Consider the following 21,037-nt stretch of genomic DNA (forward strand, 5'->3'; position numbering starts at 1 on the left):
TTGCCCAAGCGGAAATTTAATTTTTGCATAATTTAATTCTACTCATCATTGTGAAGGAGATCGGTTGTTGAAAAGGGAGTGAAAGTTATGAAATCGCGCGATTCCCTAGGTGGTTATAAAGCCTACATTAGTCTAGGTTCTACATGTCAAACAGCCCATCAACTTAGAAGACTGGGCTTACGAAAATATGCGGGGCCTTTAGATTGGTTTATTTCCGATTCGACAGAGGAAGTGGTTCGTTTGATAAATCATCGTTTCAAAGGATTTATGGAACTTAGCCAGCTTGAACTCATTGGCACTACCTATGAATGCTTTGTTATAAGAGATAACGCAAGTGGCGTTACATCTTTCCATGACTTCCCTCTTTATCTCACTGCGGCGCGATGGCGTGATGCTTATCCCGCGTTTAAAGAAAAGCTCAATCGACGTGTAGATCGCTTTTTAAAAACGATGCAAGGTCAACCCCTTCTTTTTATTAGAACCAATGCTACAAAAAAGGAAGCACAGGAGCTGCATGCCGCATTAAAAAGGCTGAAACATGGAAAATTCCACCTTCTGATCGTGAATAACCACCAGAAAGACAGCAAAGATGTGATTTACGAGTCTTGGGGGCTAGATGGAATTAGCTCGGTGCTCCTACCACCAGGGGAAGACTGGAGAGGATCTAACCAAGCTTGGGATACGTGTATGAACGGCTTTAAATTAAAAGCTTCGTCCCTTCGTTGAGTTTGACCCTGCAATCCTCAAAGAGAAAAAGAGCAGTTGCCGCGGCGATCTGCTCCTGGTTTGTTTGAACTTACGCTATTCACTAGCGGGTAGCTCCAATGGAAATTATTTTATTCTCTTATGAATAGGATGGTCCTCATTTAACTCAAGCAAATCCCATAGGTTCCCATATAGATCTTTAAATACGGCGACAATACCGTAGGATTGTTCTTTGGGCTCTCTAACGAACTCAATTCCTTTTGCCACCATGTCATTATAATCTCTCCAGAAGTCATCCGTGTTTAAAAACAGAAAAACCCTACCCCCCGTCTGGTTTCCGATAAACCTATCTTGTTCCTCTTTCGATGCTTTCGCAAGCAATAACGTGGTGCCAACTGAACCTGGCGGGGATACTACTACCCATCGTTTATCTTGCTCAGGTTGATAGGTATCCTCAACTAAAGTGAAGTTCAGCTTCTTTGTATAAAAGTCTATTGCTTCATCATAATCTTTTACCACTAGAGCAATATGAACTATTGATTGAATCATAGTTGACTCCTCCCGAAAGAGTTTAATTTTTCAACGGATTTCCTTATCTTATCATCTTCTCGGTAGTTAACAAAAAGCATTATGATCAGTTGATTTGTTTGCAATATCCGAGAAATTATCTATATAATACCCTGCTGAACTACGTTCTTTGTCTGCTTTATCTAAAAGTTCTTTAAGTGTCTCCTGTGATTCACCAAATCTCCTCTTTATAGCTTCTTTAAAATAATCCATATCGCGGCCTTCAAAAACATAATCTAATGTACAGTAACTATCACCAATATAAATTGAAAAATCGTAACCAAAGTAATCAGCAACCTCTTTGCAGATATTTCTAAGTTCTTGTTGTAGGTCAGGATTAACCAAAAAACTGTACCACCTAAAACACGAGGTAAATTCGCAAATACTTCTATTAAAAATGAAGTCAAAGCCTCCAGGACCATAGACTTCAATATATTCCTCATCTCCAATTAAGATTGGATCAAATGGATCGAAGTTCATTGATTCAATAATTCGTTCACGATTTATTGACCAATTTCTTCTAAGATGTGGGTTATGTTCATTCACTTGTAATATAAATTGAACCGTTTTAGGAAACCTATCACCTTTAACAAGTTCTTCTTTAAATTCCTCAATAGATTTGAAATCCAACGAATGTTGAAAAGTTGCTGTAAAATTTACCCCCATCTTTCCACTCCCCACCTCTTAAAAAAGAAACATAAACATACCTAACCTAATTTCTTTCGTAAATATGAAAAAAATAAGTGAAAGGATTCTTACTGTCAGTTATCCCTTTCTCAACGGATACTTCCTTCCATTCACTAAAATCTATTTCCGGAAAAAAGGTATCTCCTTCAAATTCATGATGAATTTTTGTTACATACATTTTTTTAACATATGGCATAAACAGTTTGTAAATCTGTTCTCCTCCGAAAATGAATATCTTCTCTTCATTCTGGCATAAATCAAAAACTTCTTGGATGGAATGCGCCATCTCACAACCTTCTATGTTTAACTCTGTATCTCTACTTAATATGATATTTCTACGATCGGGAAGTACCTTTCCAATGGATTCGAAGTTCCTTCTCCCCAATACAAGTGTATGCCCTTTTGTTATTTTGTTAACATACCGCCAGTCATTGGGGATCCTCCATGGAATGTCATTGTCTTTTCCAATGACTCTGTTTTTGTCCATTGCGGCAATTAGGTATATCTCCACTTACCCCACCCTTTAACATGTTTGCTTTATAAAATTATATTACCGTTAAAATTTGATTTTTATGGTGCTTGTCATGATCATTAAATTCGTGAATGATGTAAATTAAAGAATAGGGTGTGCCTGTATGCGGGCAAGGTATTCGTCCACTCTGTAAATTTTTTATACAGAAGAATCGTACTTCTATCCAAGCTAATCATCTCGAAGTCTCCAATTCATTTTGGAATAATAATCCATCTCCATAATACCGAATATATGTTCGTTTGTGAAGATATAATTTTGTTCAGCGCTTTTAATTGACGTTATCATTTCAGTTGATTTGCCCCCCTTCCTAACATGGATTGTCCCCCTCACTAAAAAAAAGCAGGTGATATAGTGTTTATATAAGTAAGCATTAACCACTCGGGGGTACTTGAAATGACAAACCAATCTAAGATCGCGACGGCCAATCGTCCTTTCGCCTGCTACGGTGCGGAGCAGTTAGAGGGTATTCGCAATCGAATTCTCATGCAGCCTAAGCTGCGGCAGGAATATGAGCGGCAATGGAAGTTGTCGGATGCATTTGCCAATGAGGAATTGTCCTTGCCTATTCAACGGATAAGCGCTTTCCGAACCGTTCCTTTTGTGTTCCGAACGCCGGAGAACGCTGCCTATCTGAAGTTCGCTTTACATATTCGGGGAAAAGGAGAAGTTTGGATCAACCAAGTACAGCTTACCCATTCGGAAAAAGGGCTGCCTATTCCGCTCGCAAACGGCAGGTTCGATCACGGCTTATTAGGATGGGCAGCATCGCCGTACTCCTTTACAAGCTCAACTTCCCTTGAATCTTCCGAATCCCCCGGACAAGGGCAGTGCTTGCACGTGAAGAACTTGTCAAATAACGACCACATGCGTCTGTCAATTACAGATTCGATTCCTGTGCATGCCAAGGAGCACTACAGTATTCAGACGAATCTTCGATTGGATCAACACTTCTCGGATGACGGTGTAACCATCGAAGTGAAGTTCCAGGACGCTGCCGGTCAGCCTGTGGATGCGGTCTATACTTTGCCTTCCTTTAACCGAAAAACACCGACCAATTGGGCTGCCTTGCTGGAAACAGCTGGAGCGGATGCAAACGTCTATATGGTAACTGGGAATACGGAGTACGCAGAGCGGGCCAAACGGAAGATGCTGTACATGCTGCCCGATATGTGCCAAGGCATGGATATTTTCAAAGCGACTGGCTGGCATGAGGATGATACTTACGGAGCCGTTCATATAGGCCGAGGCATCGCGGTGTTATCGGTCATATACGACCAGATTGCAGACTCAGGCATCATACTTCCACATGAGAGCGCAGACATCCATGCTAACTTCCGCTATATTACTGAAATGATGATGGACACCGCATATTATCGGTTCAATCTGGAGCAGTTTCCGGATGAAAAGGGAGGCAAACGGAGCAACTGGAACGCGGACCGCGCTACTGGCCTTGGGATCTACGCACTCATTTTCCCTCAGGAGAAGCTCGCTGATGACTATCTGGCCCATGCCTGTGCTGTCGTCGATTGGCAGCTGGAACATGTCGTAGACCAAGACGGCGCGTGGCCTGAAAATATCCGTTACCATGGCGCTGTGCTGCATAGGTACTTTCTATTTTTCACGCTGCTGCAGCGACTAAAGGGCGTGGACTACTGGTCACGAGACAAGGTAAAAAAGATGTACCGCTTCTTAATCGACACGGTGACTCCGAAGGATAACGTTCAGGGCGGGCCGGACTCGAAGCCTAAACTGCTGTCTCCTGCTGTTGGCGATTCAACGGTTGACGACCAGTGGTTCCGTATGTTCGCTTACGCAGCGCCCTTTTATGCCACAATAGATTCACCGCTTAGTCGGGAAATGATGTGGGGATGGCAGCATGGAGGTGGCGTGGTCCGAGATACGGGTGCTTATCCCTGTACCCTGCTCGCACTTCTCTACCCACAGCCAGAGCTTCCTCAAAAAGCTCCTGCGCTGACTTCTGTCCACTATCCAGGGATGGGCTATATTATTTTACGCCAACATGCCAGTGTGTGGGGTCGTGAGAACTATGCCATTTTTGAATCTTCGCCGCTCACCTATCATGCCCATCACGATGAGGGCCATTTCTCCATATGGGCGAACGGTACCCCACTGACGCTAGACCCTGGAACGGGTGGATATTACAATGGAGACCGCCACTGGTATGTAAACGGACATGCGCATAACGTGGTTCAATTCATGGACGAGGCAGGAACCATACAAAATGGCCCGCTGAAAAGCCTCTGTGAGGAAGTTTTCTTTTCGAATCAACTCGATTATGTTAGGAGCAAAATTCCAGATGTCCATGCGGAAACTTACCATCGCCATTTTGCCTATGTGAAAGCCGGCATTGATGTTTATGTGGTTTGGGATCGTATTCGTAGTGAGAACAATAGCATCTGGAATCTGCATACGATGAGTACCTTGTCGGATATAGAGAAGAATCGGATCACGGCCCATTGCTTAAATGACATGAAATTGGAAGTCACTTTCATTGAGCCAAGCGGCATTTCAGTATCTAAGGATCACGGAGCCGTATCCGGCGCCTATCCCCTAACCGTGCAGGAACACTTCCGAATTCGCAGCGATTTTGGCGGTGAGGGTGGCGGTGTTAGCAGCAGCGATGGCGGTGATGATGCCGACCGAGATAACAGCTCTAATTGCAATCGAGATTATCTAACTCTGCTCTATCCAAAAACCCGCGAAGCATCCGCAATGGTCATACAATCTTTGCCAACGGATGCCGATTGCTCTGAAATACGGATGTACAAAATACTCCGGGATGAACAAACCATGTTCTACTTGTTTGTGAACGGGACAGAACAGCCGCACACATTCCACTGCCAAGCTGGAGCAGCACTTTTGAATCCGCACGACAAGACAACCTACTCCCCCGACCATAACGGAGAGTGTCACGTTCAGGTGGAAGCCGGCAGGCTTACTATCCTTCTCACAAACGGCTAATACAAACAAGGTCAATCGACATTACGTCGACTGACCTTGTTTATTATCTATTCCTTGATAACGTCCAAACGAATCACATTCCATGAGCTCTTAGATAGCCTAGCCTGAACATGCCCTTCTTCCATTCTTGCAGTTCCTTGATTATGAGGGATCACATTTTCCGGATGAAGCTTGGTATTGGTTGCTTTCAGATCGTCATGTTCAAGCACCAAATGCTCAACTAACCTAACTTCACGGAAGCTGCGAAGATTGATATCCAGATCAAGCGTTTCGCTCAGATGACGATTCACAGCAAAAACCGTAATTTGACTCTGTTCCTCGTTATAAACACTGATGGCTTCCAAATACGGAACATCTGTATAGTCTTTGGAGTCGTATTTCGGCGACCGGATAACAGGATGCAGCACTTTTCCCCTGCCGTAAAGAGATGCATGGAGATAAGGATAATACGTCGTTTGCAGCCAGACAGGCCCGCCGTTCTCAGTCATAATAGGTGCGATGACATTAATCAATTGTGCCATACACGCCATTTTTACCCGATCGGCATGCTTAAGCATGGTGATCAGAAAACAGCCGACGGCAAGGGCATCCTCCAGGGTGTAAGTGTCCTCGAATTCGGCCGGTGCAATCTGCCATCGCTCCGTAGCACGGCTGGTGCCAATCGAATTCCATACGTTCCATTCGTCCAAAGAAAGGTATAACTTCTTCTTACTCCTCTTCTTGGCTTTGACATAATCACAGATGGAAGCAACCGTGCTGATGAATTGATCCATTTCCAGTGAACGGGCAAGAAAATTCTCCGAATTGTTTTCGTTATTGTTGTAATACGTATGCAAGGATAGAAAATCTACTTGATCATAACTCAGATCCATAACCGTAGCTTCCCAATCAGCGAAGGTCGCCATGCCGCTGCTGGAGCTCCCGCACGCGACAAGCTCAAGATTTGGATCCACCCATCTCATGACTTTCGCCGTTTCATTGGCCAAGCGGCCATATTCTACCGCAGTTTTTGCGCCAATTTGCCATGGGCCGTCCATTTCGTTGCCTAAGCACCATGTTTTGAACCGGTGAGGCTCCTTATAGCCATGGGATATTCGGAGGTCGCTCCAATAGGAGCCAGACGGGTGGTTGCAGTATTCCACCAGGTTGCGCGCATCATCTGCACCACGCGTGCCAAGATTAACGGCCATCATGACATCTGTACCCGCAAGCTTAGCCCAATCGGCGAATTCATTCGTTCCAACTTGATTGGTTTCTGTCGTCCACCAAGCCAGCTCCAGCTTTCGTTTGCGCTCCGATTGGGGGCCAACGCCGTCCTCCCAGTTGTAGCCGGATACGAAGTTCCCGCCAGGGTATCGAATAATCGGAACCTGCAATCTCCGAATAACTTCCAAGGCATCCCGGCGGAATCCGCGCTTATCTGCTGTCGGATGGGAGGGTTCATAAATGCCTCCATATACCGCACGTCCTAAGTGTTCGATAAAAGAACCATAAATCCGCGGATCAACCTCATCGAGAATAAAGTCTTTGTCCACAATCATCGATGCTTGTAGTGTCATTGCCTTTCCCCCTATTCAATTAGTGCGTTATACCTTTAAAAGAAAAGCTATATGCGTAACTGCGGTTTGCATAAAGGGTAAACTCCGGATGTGTTTTCGACATCCAACTATCATCGCCGCCGACCCCCATTTGCCGGTAGTTAACTCGCAGCGCGATTTTGTCACTAGGAGGCAGCTTATACATATGATCGTGCGCTTCCAGCTCAGACGGTGTGTAAGGCAGCGCGTTCAGCTCCACAGCCCTGGCTCCTTCAATCCGTAAGCCAAGTCCATCGGCACGGGTCAGCTCAGCCCATCTTACATCGGTTTTGTTCCCACACTCTTGAGGGCGCAGATACGGCACATACTGGTCGGCAACTTTCCCTTGATAGATCCCCAACCTTGCGCTCTCCGCACGGTCCCAATGATTTTCATGCGGGCCTCTGCCGTACCATGCCAGGTTCTCAAAGCTGGCATCCAGCTGAAACAGCATACCGATCTCAGGAATTTCCGGCAGGTTAGGACCAGGCTGCAGTTCCTCACTCAGCTGAATCGTGCCGTCCCCTCTCACGACATAGAACAGTTTGCAAGACGTGCTGTGTGTCGTTGGCAACATGTACTCAACCGCTATTTCTACCTTATCCGCGTAGGAATGTATATGCATGACATGAAGCTTACGCTCCTGTCCGGCTTCCTTCCAAGTCCTGCTTCGTTCCGGGAGCTTATTGCCTTTATCATTGTCGATACTGGCACGCCAAAAGTTTGGCTTCGGAGCTTCTTTCATAAGCTCGACGCCTTTATACGAATAGGAACTCAAATCTCCGGTCAACTTGCTGAACGTCACGCTAAAATCGGAACCAAACGCTGTAAAAGACGTCTCCGACTCCTCCGTACGCAACTCCCCAACTTCAGGGGATGGCACAGCCTGCGTCACAACGGGCAGCAAAAACTGTTCGAATGCAACCTCATGCCCGGCATCCGCCCAAGCTCTATCTTGCTTCTCTAGCAATTGAACCATCAATGTACACTCCTCACCATCGTTCACGTTCATTGGCAGCCCAATAGGAAGTGTAATCTCTGCCGTGTCACCCGCTTCCACTGCTAGCGAAACGTACCCTTCATCCACACTTATACCATTTTTCGCCAATTCCCATTTCAAATCATAATCGATTAAGTTCGTAAACAGGAAGTTGTTCTTTACACGAATGCGGCATTGCTCCAAATCTATCATCTCAAACTTCACATTTTGATAGCATTTCTTCACTTCAACTAATTTAGGAGTTACACTGCGATCTGCGAAAATAAGACCATTCCCGCAAAAGGTGCCATCATTAGGGGTATCACCGAAATCCCCTCCGTAAGCCAGATACTCGGTACCCTCTGAGGTTTTCGTGCGGATGGCTTGATCAATCCAGTCCCAGATGAAGCCGCCTTGGAGAATGGGATACTTCTCAAAAAGCTCGCTATATTTAAAGAGATTCCCATTCGAGTTCCCCATCGCGTGACTATATTCACATAGAATAAAAGGTTTCTTAGGGTTGGTAAGTGCATACTCCTCCACTTTACTAGGAAGTGTATACATTTGGCTTTCCATGTCAGAAGCTGCGTCAGATTTCCGGCAGCGCGTGACACCTTCATAGTGAACCAACCGAGTTGGATCGTTGGACCGGAAGAAATCGTGCATTTTAATAAAATTGTCTCCGCCCCAAGATTCATTGCCCAGTGACCAGATGATGATCGAAGGATGATTTTTATCCCGCTGCAGCATAGAATTCGCTCGGTCTATGACATTTGCCGTCCATTCCGGTTTGCTCGCAGGGACCGTCCAGCCTTCCTCCTCTTGGAAATTGGACCAGCTGCCATGCGTCTCAAGGTTGGTTTCGTCAATGACATACAGCCCATATTCATCACATAGATCATACCAAAGCGGATGATTCGGATAATGCGAAGTACGAACAGCGTTGATATTATAGGCTTTCATCAGCTGAATATCGCGAACCATATCGTCGTAGTTAATGGCGCGGCCTGTATCGCAGTTAAACTCATGACGGTTTACACCCTTGAACACGATTCGTTTGCCGTTAATCTTCATCAGCCCATCGATCAACTCAAATCTGCGGAACCCGATGCGGCAGCTCACCGCTTCAACTAAATCCCCGGATGAATCTTTCAACGATAGAACCAAATAGTACAAATTCGGAGTCTCGGCCGTCCACTTCAGTGGGTCATTAAGCATAGTGCGAAGATGAAGTTCCTGCTCATTCTCACCGTCCAACCTTACGTCCGCGGACAAAGATGCTTGTACAAGATTCCCATCCTGATCATAAAGGCTGACTTCCAGCATGTGCCTGTCTAAATGTTCACTGAACGCATTCGTCACCGTTGCCTTTATGTTCAAAAGGCCGTGCCGATATTCGTCGTCCAAATCCGCTACAGCACTGAAATCGTAAATATGCACTCTCGGCGTGCTGTACAAGTAAACATCGCGGAAAATCCCGCTCATCCGCCAGAAATCCTGATCCTCCAACCAGCTGGCGTCGCACCACCGATAGACCTCTACAGCCAATTTGTTTTCACCTTCATGCACATAAGGGGTCAGGTCAAATTCCGCAGGAGTAAACGAGTCTTCGCTGTACCCGACCAATTCACCGTTCACCCAGACGTAAAAGGCTGATTCCACACCTTGAAAACTAATATAAACAGGTAGATCCTTCCATCCACTTGGCACTGTAAACGTTTGTGTATAAGAGCCAACAGGATTATACTTCGTCGGTGCAAAAGGGGGTTTAATATCCTCTTTGCCTTCCCAAGGATATCTAACATTCGTGTACTGCGGGTAATCGTAACCTTGAAGCTGCCAATGCCCCGGAACTTGAATCGTATCCCAGCCGCTGGTATCATAGCCCATTTCGTAAAAATTCCTAATACGCTGATCCGGGGTTTCGGCAAAGCTGAATTGCCACATGCCATTAAGTGAAACCATGGATCTGGATGCGCTTCTGTCCCCTTTAAGCGCCTCTTCTATCGAAGCGTAGGGCATTAAAGTGGCATGAGCTTTCATTCGATTCAATTGGAAAATCTCCGGATTATTGTTCCACTCGGGATATCCGTTCTTCGGAGGAAGATAGGAATATTTTTGACGCATATCAAGCACCTCTTTTTGCTAGACTTTTATTTTATATACAGCTGTTTAAATTCTGAGGGAGTCATACCCGTATGCTTCTTAAACAATTCACTGAAATGCCGCCTGTCTTCATACCCCAGAGCCTGAGCAATCTCTTGAACCTGCTTTCCTTCAAGCAGCATCGCTTTTGTCTGCTCCATCCGCTCCGTCGTTACGAATTGGGTAACCGTCATCCCCGTCACCTTTTTGAATAGATTAGCAAAATAACTGCCGCTCAAATAAACCAATTTGGCATAATCATTAACGGTCATGTTTGAAGAGACATTCTGCCGGATATGCGCAATGACTTGCTCAACTACTTGATTCACATCTTCAACGTGGCGTTTCTGAATGAATTCGCAGCCGAGTCTGCACAATTCCTTAATGTTTTCTTGAAGTTCTTTCAGCTTATAGGAAGAGAGATTTTTGATGGAATACAAATAACGTTCAATCCCTTCCATCTCATCGCGCGTTAGCTTTTCAGAAAAGACCCGATTGATTAGAAAAGCCAGCTCATCACACATTCCTTTCACTACCTCGGGAGCAGGAGGCGTCGAGGCATGAACGGCTTCCTCAAACAGTTCATCTACAAGGCTGCACGCTTTTTGCAAATTTCCCGACCTCAAGCAGTAAAACAGCTCCTTCTCCTTCTCGGGAGAGTAGCGGGGCAACGTTTGATGGACCGGGCTCAAATCCCGATACGTGTAAACGGTATTGCCTCCCGTATAGAAATTATAGGAGATGGCCGCGAACGCCTGGGAATACGAATACGAGATCTGATGGATCTCCTGCACTTCTTCTCCAAGCCCAATCGATATCGTATATCGGGAGTATTTATTGACATTTTCGCGGCATTTTTCCGCGATGACGTCTGCATGATAAGCATCCGAAGGATTGAATATTGCGACAAATCGGTTCGTATGATCCCGAAAAACGAAGCCTTTGGTGTGCTCCCTCAAGCTTTCCTCCAAAATATTGTGAACGGTAAACCGGATGAGCTCGACCTCCTGAACAGGCAGCGTATCTGTTTGCTCGCTGAACTGATCGATTTCCGTCAACATCACAATGAAACGCTCTCGCTCAAGTCCAATATTCAGAAAATCCCAACGCTTTTGGGCCTGTTCAGGGGTCGTCCGGAACTGCAGCAGCAGTTGAAAATATTCCTGCCGCAAAAATGGCAAGCTTTCCCGCAGCTTTCTTTCCATTTCCCGATACCGTTGTGTTTCATTAATTTCCTCTTCAATGGACTGCTTCGCCTTCAACACAACATCGATAATTTTCTGGGGAGTATACGGTTTGACAATATAATCGAACGCACCTAAGCGAAGAGCCTCCTGCGCGTACTCAAAATCGGTATAGCCGCTTAAAAAGACAATTTTCGTTCGTGGAAACCAAGCCAGGATCTGTCTGGTCATCTCCAGCCCGTCTACTTTGGGCATTCGAATGTCCGTCAGCACGATGTGCGGCTCCGTTTGTTTGATCAGTTCAATCCCCTGCTCGCCATTGCTCGCAGTACCCGAGATGCAAACACCGTAAGAGGCCCAATCGATTTGATTGGCAATGCCCTGCACGACGGTTTTGATATCGTCGATTACGCACATTCTAAGTTCAGTCGTCATTGCTTCATCACTCGCCTGTCAATGGGATAGTTAGTTGCACCGTGGTGGAGACATAAGGCTCGCTGCTCAGACGAATATCTGCTTTATTGCCGTAGTAAAGCCGCAGTCGCCCATACACATTGCGAAGCGCGTAGCTTTTCTTCGACGCCTGCTCGCTCCGCATATCCGCATCGACGGATGGGACGTCCATACCTGCACCGTTGTCCTCCACCAGTAGAATGAGATGAGACTCGGATTTGGAGATGGATATCCGAATGTTCCCCATCCTATCCATACTCTGAAAGCCATGCAAGATGGAGTTTTCTACCAATGGTTGCAAAATAATTTTCAAAACCGGAACATCCCGTAGTGTCTGATCCGTCAGCTCAATCGCATACTCGAACAAGTCCTCGTAACATTTTTGCTGAAGTATTAAATATTGCCTTACGTGATCCATCTCTTTCGCTAAAGTGGTCATCTCATTCCCGCCGTTCAAGCCAAACTGGAACAAGAGAGACAGTGACGTAATCATCTCCGTGACGTCCCGGTTTTGAGACGTTTCCGACTTCCAAATGATCGTGTTCAATGTGTTATACAAAAAGTGCGGATCAATTTGCGCCTGAAGCGCTTTGACCTCCATTTTGCGTTTCTCATATTCGGCTTCCTTGACGTCCTCAATCAGCGAAGAAATTTCCTCCAGCATGCGGTTAAACTTCAGCCCGACCTGCGTCACTTCATCTTCATATTTACTGGTGAAGCGCACATCGAGTTGATTTTGTTCCACTTTCTTCATTAAACCTTGCAGTTTGTGGAGCGGCTTCAGGAGAAAGCTCGAGATAACATTTGATAACACGAAAGCCAATATAGCGCAGCATAACATGATCCAGAGGGTGATTGTTTTGATGCGATTCACTTGATGAAGCAAATCCGACTGCGTCTGTATGCTGACCATCGTCCAATTGTCCGCCAGTGTCAGCCTCGAATAGTTAACCAAATACTTTTTACCAGCGAGTTCATGCTTGAAAAATCCACGATCCTGGTTCTTCAGCTGCTCTAAAAAAGAAGAGTCACCTTGAAAGGGAGGTGTATTGCCGCTTAGCGGAAGAACAGTTTCACCTTTGTTTGATATGAGATAATAGTTTTTGGTTTGATCCAATAAACCATCTGTGACAACCTTGCTAATGGCCTCTTCCTTGACGTTAACGACAACATATACATCACGAACGTCCGCTTCTGTAACGGGCTTCATGATCAACGAAATCACTCTCGACTTTCCTGAAAAAAGCGGATCCTCGTGATCTTCCAGCCATACGACACGTTCGGTTGTGTTCAGATATTGGGAGAATAGCGTATCTTTGAAACGAATCTGTCCGTTACGAAGATCATTCGTGGCATACATCTCGCCAACAGGTGTGTAAATCAAAATGGACTGAATCGAAGGCTCTATGAGTTTCATTTGCCCTAGAGGCGTCTGTAAAGATGATAACCGCGTATAATAGGAAGCCGAATGATTCGAAACAACATCTTCCATAGCGTTCTTGAAGGGGTCGCTGAGCATCATGGAAGAAGTCGTAACAATGATGTGTCTAAGCTTCTCGTCAAACACGCGCGCTGTTTTATTGAGTGTATTTTGACTGGAAATAAAGGCTTCACTTTCTGTTGATCGAAAGGCAATCCAGTACGACATCATTCCTGTTATTGCGATGGAGACGACAGTCAATATCAGAACCAAGAACCATAACCTCCGGCGGAGCGAAAGCCGATAATACCATTTGTTCAAGCTGTTTCCCCCTTCTCCGCACAATAATAAGGAAGAGACGCGCTGCTTTAGGCCGCGCGCCCCTTACCTATTGTATCCATTAAACTTTGCGCCTATTTGGCAAGACTACCCTGCAGTTTGCCCGGATCAAAATTCGGATCCGCCTTCATCTTCGTTTCTCCCGCCGCACGCGCTTTGTCCAATGCCGCATTATAGCGAGTGTTCAAATCGCTCAAAAGCTTGTCCAAGTCTCCGCCCTCAAGCATGTATTTAATGATGACGTTCCCTAATTTTGTTCCTTCCACCTTGGTTTCTGCTACGCCGGTCGGAGTCGTTGCATATAAAGCGTCGAACTTCGTAGGCAAGAAACCTTCAATACCTGGCATAGCCGGCTTATTCGCAGTGGCGTTCACATCCGGCACAATCGAGATGCCAAGACCTTTTTCGTGATATGCCTTTTGGAAGTCCAGATTATAGATGTACTCCAAGAATTTCCATGCTTTATCTTTGTTAGGAGTGTCTTTGTTAATTCCAATATAATTCCCCGTATTGGCAACCGCTACAGTTCCTTGCTGTTTCCCGTCAATCGTTGGGGGCAGAGCCGCACTCCAATTAATTTGGGTCGGGAATTGGCTTTGATACACAGCAGGTTCACCCGAGTGATTAAAATACATACCGATTTTTCCAGCTGCGAATTGGGCACGAAGCGGATCAATGTCAAGCGATTCAACACCAGGCAGCATACTGCCGTCCTGCTTCATTTGGCGAAGCGCCTCAACAATAGGCTTATAAGCAGCAAAATCGTACTGACCTGTTTTGTAATTATAGCCGTCCAACACGGACGTTCCGCTGAAGGATCCGATAGGGTTGGCAATCCGAGAGAAGGCAGAACTTGGATTTTTGAAGTTTTCCGCAAAACCGTAAGCTCCGATATCTTTGCCGGCTTCCGTAATTTTCTTGGCGTCTTCCACCATTTCCTGAATCGTTTTCGGCGGTTCCGTAATGCCTGCTTTTTTGAAAAGATCAACGTTATAGATTAATCTCCAATATTGCCCTGTGTTCGGAAGCGAATAAATTTTTCCGTCGACCATATTGCTATCTTCAACAAGTAGATTATTATACCGTTTCTTCATATCCTCTGTCATCATATCGTTCAGGGGCAATAGATAACCTTTCTTCACAAAGCCGGGGAAATCGTTGGTCCGAAAGATATCAGGTGCTTGTTTACTTGCAAAAGCAATATCGACCGACTGGTTAAAGTTGTCCGCCATAACCGTCATCTCAACTTCAATGTTGTCCTTGTTGGTTTCATTGAACTTTTTGATAACTTCCTTCATATAGTCAGCGTCATGACGGTCAATCGTCCAGTAGGCAAGCTTCGTCTTCTGCCCGCTTGCTGCAGGTGCGCTGCTTGCGCTGCCACTATTATTCGTAGGTTGATTGGTTTGTCCACCGCATGCTGCAAGTGAAGCTACCAGTGTAACGCCAAGCATTGCGCTCATTACTACTTTTTTACTCATGTTGTTAACCCTCCCGTTTTTCTCTTTCAAATGTCTGAACCATGCCTCATGTAACTGTTTTCATAATAACGCTATATCCGTTTTGACCGTGAAGGACAAATCAACTTTCCAGGTGGGGGAAAATAACTCTTTTGTATGTTTCTGTAACAATTATCCTTTTACACTTCCTGCCGTCACCTGAATAAATGACTTATTCGCCAATATATAGACGACCAGAATGGGCAGGAAAGATAAACAAGCTCCAGCCATCATCAGATGTGCCTCGGCCGCGGCGCCAATGCCGTAGCGTAAATTAGCCAGCCCAACCGTCAGTGTTTGCAATTTCGGGTTCGTCATCGTGAAGACCAGCGGCAAGATATATTCATTCCAAGCGCCGCGGAACGTGAACAGTCCAGTGACGCCTAGTGCAGGGCTCAAGAGCGGAAGAATAATTCGCCAATACACCGTAAAGAAATTACAGCCGTCGATGTAAGCCGCTTCGTCCAAATCCTTCGGTATAGCCTTAAAGAAACCGATCAACATAAAGTAAATGACCGCATGGGAACTAATCAGAATGAGAATAACACCCCAAAGGGACTTGTTTAAACCAAGTTTAACCATGAGATTGAACTGCGGCATCAATACCACGGCGCCAATGGAGATAAACATCGTGCTCGCTTGCAGAGCTACATACAATTTTTTACCCGGGAACCTCGTTCTGTCCACCGCATAAGCCGACATGGTTGCAACGAGCAGCGTGCCAATCGTCACGATTACGCTGATAAAGAGGCTATTCCACGTAAACTGTGCGAAATTAGCCTGCTTCCAGGCTGTTGCATAGTTGGAAAACTTCCAGACAGTCGGTAATAGGGTAGCACCGGTTGTCAATTCAGCATTCGTTTTTACAGAGCCCAACATTGCCATAATAATAGGGAATATCGTGAAAAAGGCGACTGCGGTCAAAAAAATCCATTTGATGCTGTGCCCGATAATGCGGCCGCCGAGGTAACCGCCTGATTTCGTGCTAGTAGTCATTGTATACCCTCCTCTGTTAATCCTGATTCAATCGTTTGGACATCGCGAAATAAACAATGGTAATCAACCCGACGATCAGGGCTGTTACGAAACCGGCGGCGCTGCCGTAGCCAATTTGTTGGACGGTCGGAGAAACAGCCGAGACTGGGAAAAATAGCTTGTACACATATAGATACATGACATCGGTTTTGCCGAAAGGTCCTCCCTCGGTCATGACCATAATACTTTCATACCCTTTGAGGGAGTTGATAATGGCAAGCATAACGATCATCTGCAAGACAGGTCCGAGCATCGGAATCGTAATGTACCAAAACTTTTGGACCACATTCGCTCCATCAATGGAAGCACTCTCATATAAATCATCTGGAATCCCTTGCAATCCGGCAATGAAGAGGAGCATATAGTTACCGATCGCGCCCCATATGGCCATAATAATAACCGTTAACATGGCGTGATCCGGCCCCAGCCAATCAATCGCTTTGGAGATTAAGCCGTATTTTAGCAAAAATTGGTTAAGTAGTCCGTTATACGAGTTAAAAATGGTAAAAAATACGATCGCCATAACGGATGTGCTTATAATCGTCGGCATAAAATACACGGCGCGCAGCAGTACCTTCCCTTTGATCCCCCGGTTCAAAATAACGGCAAGGATCAGCGAAAGCGGCAGCACGATAATCAGCTTGCCACCTGCATAGATCATAGTGTTATATACCGAATGCCAATATTCCGTATCGCGCAGCAATCTTGCAAAATTGTCGATACCGATAAATTTCTCTTCGCCATATCCCTGATAATCGTAAAACATATAGCGAAACGCCCATATAAGCGGATAGATGCCTAACGCCAAAGTTAAAAACAGACTTGGAAAAATAAAAACATAGGAATTGAAAAGGGAGTTCCTTTTGCGCATATGTGATCTACTCCTTAGACTTAATTAGTAGATTAAGCATATTACAACCGCGCTGACAGGCGGGAGTGGTAATCCAACTATGTCCGTGTGACAAATCAACTGTCTTCCTCCAAGGGAAAGGACATCGGGAAATTTGCTGTACATACGCGGCAGATACATGGCAAATGCACACAGATGCACGGCAAAAGCAAATAGACCGCGAAAAAATCGCGGCCTCATTTGCCTACATGCTAATTAAAATGGATCATAAATGTCTTGATCTCATATGGCTTCATCTGAACGCTTATTCGAGCGTCATGCTGCTGTTCGCCTTCCAGGCGTTCGAGCAGATCACATTCCTGCCAGGACGCAATCCGGACATCGCTCGTAATGTCCACTTGCCCGCTTATACCTGCGAACTCGTGTACGCGTAGAATGACCGCGTTTTGGCCCTCAGCATGTTTGACTGCATCAATCATGACATGATCGCAGGAAAGCTGGAACAGGCTGAACGATGCTTGTTCAGGCGCGCCAGACGCAGATGTCAATGGATTGTTAAGCGACCATGCGGATTGCATCGTTTGACCATCGTACCAATCGCCGGCATGCGGAAGCAGGGAATACGTGAAGTGATGCTCACCAAGGTCAGCCGTAGGGTCAGGAACCTTCGCGGACTTGATCAGCGTGAGTCTCATCACATGATCTTTGATATCATAGCCGTATTTGCAATCATTCAAGAGGCTGACGCCATACCCCCGTTCGGACAAATCAGCCCACTGATGGCCAACCGTCTCGAACCGTGCGTAATCCCAGCTCGTATTCCAATGCGTAGGCCGCTTTACATTGCCGAATTGAATATCGTAAGTTGCTTCCGTCGCCCGGATGCGCACAGGAAATGCTACCTTCAACAGTTTTCGCTGCTCATTCCAATTCACATGCGTTTTGAAATCTATTCTGCGGCTATGCGCGTAGAGCACCATATCTTGTACAACGGTTGAATCCATGTAGGACCATTCGAATCGAACGATAGCAGCCAAAGCTCCGGTGTCCGTCACTTCCATCCGAGTCACACAAGTCATTTCCTGTTTTTTCTCGGTATAAAAAATGTCAATATCCCACGCCTCGTGCCGACCTTTCGGCTTGTCTTCAAACACCTCAAATCGGTTGCCTCGTTGACCCTCAGCGATGATTTCCCGCTTCTCTATGCGATCATAGAGTCGTTCGATCTGACCATGAGCATCCCATTCAATTTCGTAAAAAGGAGTGATTAACCCCTGATCCAGCTTTTGGAATGGATTCTCCTTAACCTTTTGCATATACGTGTCCGCTTGATCGGCCTGACGAATCACCGTGTAACCCATCGATGGGACGTTCTCAACCTTCACCCACATCTTCCCATCCACCCGCTGCACTTCAAGCGGACGTTGATGAGCATCTAACCATTCTTCTGCAGATGCTCCTTGCGGCAAGCATACGATATCTGTTTGCTCCCACGGCGAACTGTTGAACACCACCACTTCACGCCCCTGTTTGCCGTCTGTGAGATAGGAAACGGATTGATCCCACACCTTCTCGCCAATGGCACGCGCTTCAGCGTATTCAACCCTGCTGTCCTCGTAGACCTCTCGAATCGACGAACCCGGGATGATATCATGGAACTGGTTGCGTAAAATAATCTTCCAACCTTCATACAGAAGGAGCGAGCTTTCCCTAGTCCCTGCATGTGCGGTGGTATTTAATATGCTGCTCATAACTTGCATCCATTCGGTTTCTCTATACAAAAGCTCCAGCTTTCGATTCATCAGCTTGTTATAAGCTTGACTGGTGTAGGTGCCGCGATGCAGCTCCAGATACAATTCACCATCCCATGTGTGCACATAGGAATTTGAGTTCGATACCTGTTGCTGCAGCTCGTTGAAATACGTATCGGCGCGTCCCGTTTTCACCGCGGGAATACCAGGTATTTGATCCAGTCTGCGCCTCATCTCCAGCATTTCACGGTTTACGCCACCCCCGCCATCGCCGTATCCATAGGCCAACAGTAAAGAGGAATTGAGCGATTTATCACGATAGGCGTCCCAAATCCCTTGTACCGAGGATGGCGTCACTTTTCCGTTGTACGTATAGTAGAAGGCTCCTTCACTGGAGCCAGGATCAGGCGTAGTAATGAAATGAGTCAAAATTTCGGTACCATCAATCCCCCTCCACATAAAAGTGTCATGAGGCATCCGGTTGTATTGATTCCAACTGATTTTCGTCGTCATGAAAGTTTCAATACCGGCCTTTCGCAAAATCTGCGGCAGGGCCCAGCTGTATCCAAAAACATCAGGCAACCACAAATAATTGCAAGCAACACCAAATTCATCACGGAAAAATTGGGTGCCATACAGAAGCTGCCGTACAAGCGATTCCCCGGAAGCCAAGTTGCAATCCGCCTCCAGCCACATCGCACCGCCTGCTTCCCAGCGTCCTTCCTGTACACGTTCCTTAATGCGTTCATAAATTTCCGGATAATCCGTTTTGATGTATTCATACAGTTGCGGCTGTGTTTGTAGGAAAATGTACTCCGGGTACTGCTCCATTAATCGCAGCACCGTCGAAAAAGATCTTGCGGCTTTTTCCCGCGTATGCTTCAAACGCCAGAGCCATGCGACATCGATATGCGTGTGCCCGATGCATTGAACCACAACCGAGTGCAGCTTGGGCACCGCTGACAACGCATTTTGAAGCTGCTCCTGCGCGCTGGCAACTGAATTGTAAAAAGCATCGCTGCCCGGCCTTGACCAATCCAGCAGAAGAAAAGCTTGATCCAGCATAGACAGCAGCTGGTGCCGTTCCGGACGATTCTCATCCAGAATGCGAATCGTTTCCAGCAAAGCTTTGGCTGTATAGAACAGATCGTCGCATGCTTCATCCAGCCAGCACAAAGCTGCCATCTCCAGCCGGCTTTCCATCTCAAGGTGGCTTTGATAGCCGCCTAGCCCAGACCACAAACGGAAGCGAAGCTGGATCGTGGAACCTATCAGTTCCTCAGCGAAAAATACTTCCTCATGATTCGAGTCCACGCCCTGATACGGCTCCCCGTTCAGAAAAAGCAGCGACTCAAACCCGCTGTTCGTTCCTCCACCCGTTTGGCCTAAGTTAAATCGGCCGATGACCTTCTTTCCTTTCCACTCGGCCGGGATAACAGGGTCCGCAGCTAACCAGTAGTAGACATCGCGCCCTTTCCAGCGATCTCCAATTTGAATAGTCCCCCACTCGCCGTCTTCGGTTGGATAAGCTCCAATCGCTCCTTCGGCATCGTGTTTCATTCGAAAAGTATCGATCACCCTCGCATCACGGTAGCGAAATGGTTCCAGTTCATGGATTCGCGCATGCAATTTCTCAACAGTCCAAAACATTGACATACTCCCTTCAAACCTGTGATCGTGTCACCGTTTTATATAAGTCTATATCCCAGAGGGATGGATATGTCTATTTTAACGCTTTTTCAGGCGATTGGGTGATAGGTAATCTCATGATTCGTAGGGGGTAAAATCATTTTCTATCAGAAGAGCCGCCAACTGCGGGTTCTTCTTGGAAACTAGCAGGAATCCGGCTAAGATTTTTCCTTAGGGGGAACTGGCGTCCGCTATTTCTGAGGAAACTGTTTAGCCCCCTAATTGTATTGGAGAGTACCTAGGGAAATGAGGTACTATTAAATAAAGGGGGCTGAACGGAATGAGACAACGAAACAATGCATTCAAAGATGTTCGTAACAAAGTGGCGCATGAAGCTTTAGCCGGGATTAAAGTTGGTGTTCTTGCAAGGAAGTATGAGGTCTCACCGAAGACCATTCGAAACTGGGTAAAAGAGTTTCAAGATGAATTTGGTGCAGACGCCCTACCTACGATCGACGAACGCATTAACGACTCCAAACGATTGGCTGAGCTTGAAGAAAAATACAATCGAGCTTTAAAGGCATTGGGGGAAAAGGAACTTGAGAATGAAGTTCTGCGTGAGCTCGTAAAAAAGACGAGCCCTGCCTCAGTGATCGACTCCACGTTGCACAAACGTTTATTGGGCAGGGAAACGCGGTAGTTA

The 21,037-nt window shown here is 46.2% G+C and carries 14 protein-coding genes and 1 pseudogene; 3 read left to right on the forward strand and 12 right to left on the reverse strand.

Features of this window, described 5'->3' with window-relative positions; translation table 11 throughout:
• The first annotated feature begins 87 nt into the window (after positions 1–87).
• Positions 88–726 (forward strand): DUF1796 family putative cysteine peptidase, encoded by a 639-nt coding sequence (locus tag ACKTT9_RS28040; RefSeq protein WP_407868504.1) that lies wholly within the window; start codon positions 88–90, stop codon positions 724–726.
• A gap of 105 nt (positions 727–831) precedes the next feature.
• Here the strand turns inward: ACKTT9_RS28040 and ACKTT9_RS28045 are convergent, their stop codons facing one another.
• The 4 genes and pseudogenes from ACKTT9_RS28045 to ACKTT9_RS28060 all read right to left on the reverse strand — a co-directional run.
• Entirely contained in the window at positions 832–1,254 is a 423-nt protein-coding gene (locus ACKTT9_RS28045; RefSeq protein WP_157317367.1) for a VOC family protein, read from the reverse strand.
• 66 nt (positions 1,255–1,320) lie between these two features.
• Entirely contained in the window at positions 1,321–1,938 is a 618-nt protein-coding gene (locus tag ACKTT9_RS28050; RefSeq protein WP_407868505.1) for a hypothetical protein, read from the reverse strand.
• Between the two features lie 46 nt (positions 1,939–1,984).
• Positions 1,985–2,470, reverse strand: coding sequence for a dihydrofolate reductase (locus ACKTT9_RS28055; RefSeq protein ID WP_407868506.1), 486 nt, complete (start codon positions 2,468–2,470; stop codon positions 1,985–1,987).
• A gap of 34 nt (positions 2,471–2,504) precedes the next feature.
• A pseudogene (locus tag ACKTT9_RS28060) lies at positions 2,505–2,603 on the reverse strand (DinB family protein); the annotation flags it as partial.
• A 281-nt stretch (positions 2,604–2,884) separates the two neighbouring features.
• Here ACKTT9_RS28060 and ACKTT9_RS28065 point away from each other — a divergent pair.
• Entirely contained in the window at positions 2,885–5,473 is a 2,589-nt protein-coding gene (locus ACKTT9_RS28065) for a heparinase II/III family protein (protein ID WP_407868507.1), read from the forward strand.
• A 47-nt stretch (positions 5,474–5,520) separates the two neighbouring features.
• Here ACKTT9_RS28065 and ACKTT9_RS28070 read toward each other — a convergent pair whose 3' ends face one another.
• The 8 genes from ACKTT9_RS28070 to ACKTT9_RS28105 form a co-directional block, all read right to left on the reverse strand.
• Positions 5,521–7,032, reverse strand: a complete 1,512-nt coding sequence (locus tag ACKTT9_RS28070; protein ID WP_407868508.1) for an alpha-N-arabinofuranosidase — start codon at positions 7,030–7,032, stop codon at positions 5,521–5,523.
• Between the two features lie 19 nt (positions 7,033–7,051).
• On the reverse strand, positions 7,052–10,156 hold the full coding sequence (locus ACKTT9_RS28075) for a glycoside hydrolase family 2 TIM barrel-domain containing protein (protein WP_407868509.1): 3,105 nt from the start codon (positions 10,154–10,156) through the stop codon (positions 7,052–7,054).
• Positions 10,157–10,182: 26 nt separating this feature from the next.
• Entirely contained in the window at positions 10,183–11,793 is a 1,611-nt protein-coding gene (locus ACKTT9_RS28080; RefSeq protein ID WP_407868510.1) for a response regulator, read from the reverse strand.
• Positions 11,794–11,800: 7 nt separating this feature from the next.
• Positions 11,801–13,552 carry a sensor histidine kinase gene (locus ACKTT9_RS28085; protein ID WP_407868511.1) on the reverse strand — a complete coding sequence of 584 codons (1,752 nt, stop codon included), beginning with the start codon at positions 13,550–13,552 and terminating at the stop codon, positions 11,801–11,803.
• Between the two features lie 92 nt (positions 13,553–13,644).
• Positions 13,645–15,051, reverse strand: coding sequence for an ABC transporter substrate-binding protein (locus ACKTT9_RS28090; RefSeq protein WP_157317360.1), 1,407 nt, complete (start codon positions 15,049–15,051; stop codon positions 13,645–13,647).
• A 150-nt stretch (positions 15,052–15,201) separates the two neighbouring features.
• Positions 15,202–16,065, reverse strand: a complete 864-nt coding sequence (locus tag ACKTT9_RS28095) for a carbohydrate ABC transporter permease (RefSeq protein WP_407868512.1) — start codon at positions 16,063–16,065, stop codon at positions 15,202–15,204.
• A gap of 16 nt (positions 16,066–16,081) precedes the next feature.
• Positions 16,082–16,975 carry a carbohydrate ABC transporter permease gene (locus tag ACKTT9_RS28100; protein ID WP_407868513.1) on the reverse strand — a complete coding sequence of 298 codons (894 nt, stop codon included), beginning with the start codon at positions 16,973–16,975 and terminating at the stop codon, positions 16,082–16,084.
• A 230-nt stretch (positions 16,976–17,205) separates the two neighbouring features.
• Positions 17,206–20,355, reverse strand: coding sequence for an alpha-mannosidase (locus tag ACKTT9_RS28105; RefSeq protein ID WP_407868514.1), 3,150 nt, complete (start codon positions 20,353–20,355; stop codon positions 17,206–17,208).
• Positions 20,356–20,674: 319 nt separating this feature from the next.
• Here ACKTT9_RS28105 and ACKTT9_RS28110 point away from each other — a divergent pair, with 319 nt between their 5' ends.
• Complete coding sequence (locus tag ACKTT9_RS28110) at positions 20,675–21,034, forward strand: transposase (protein WP_407868515.1); 360 nt, start codon at positions 20,675–20,677, stop codon at positions 21,032–21,034.
• The last annotated feature ends 3 nt before the right edge of the window (positions 21,035–21,037 follow it).

Source organism: Paenibacillus sp. P36, from assembly GCF_045866505.1.
In the GTDB taxonomy this organism is placed as follows: domain Bacteria; phylum Bacillota; class Bacilli; order Paenibacillales; family NBRC-103111; genus Paenibacillus_E; species Paenibacillus_E chondroitinus.